This window comes from Halomonas alimentaria (assembly GCF_009902005.1).
In the GTDB taxonomy this organism is placed as follows: Bacteria; Pseudomonadota; Gammaproteobacteria; order Pseudomonadales; family Halomonadaceae; genus Halomonas; species Halomonas alimentaria.
In genome coordinates this window covers 1-424 of record NZ_WUTT01000012.1, presented here as the reverse complement: position 1 = coordinate 424, position 424 = coordinate 1, and the positions used below count along the sequence as shown (strand labels likewise).

Genomic DNA, 424 nt, shown 5'->3' with positions numbered 1-424 from the left:
CGGCCACCGGACTGTATCTGGCCGGTGCTGACACCGATGTGGCGACCAACGAGATCCAACTGGTGGCCGACACCGACGCCGACGGCAACGTCATCGGTTACACCGGCTACGTGGGCGGTGACGACAGCACGCCAGCGGTCTTCGACATCGCCATTGCCGGCGACGGCGAGATTACCGTCACCCAATACCAGGCCCTGGAGCATGACACCGACGGCAGCACCCCGGCGGATTACGACGACGCCCAGACCCTGGATGCCGCCGGCATCCAGGTGGTGCAGACCGTGACCGACGCCGATGGTGACAGCGACAGCGCGACCAGCGGATCCGCGCTGAGCATCACCTTCAAGGACGACGGTCCCGACGCCAGCGCCGCGGAAGGTGCTAGTGCCAGCGTCACGCTGGACGAGACCGATGCCGGCGAAGC

At 67.0% G+C, this 424-nt stretch carries 1 protein-coding gene; it reads left to right on the top strand.

Annotated elements, in window-relative coordinates; all coding sequences use genetic code 11:
* Positions 1-424 (top strand): DUF5801 repeats-in-toxin domain-containing protein (locus GRB96_RS15450; RefSeq protein WP_205743694.1); only part of this gene is annotated, 424 nt, incomplete at both ends.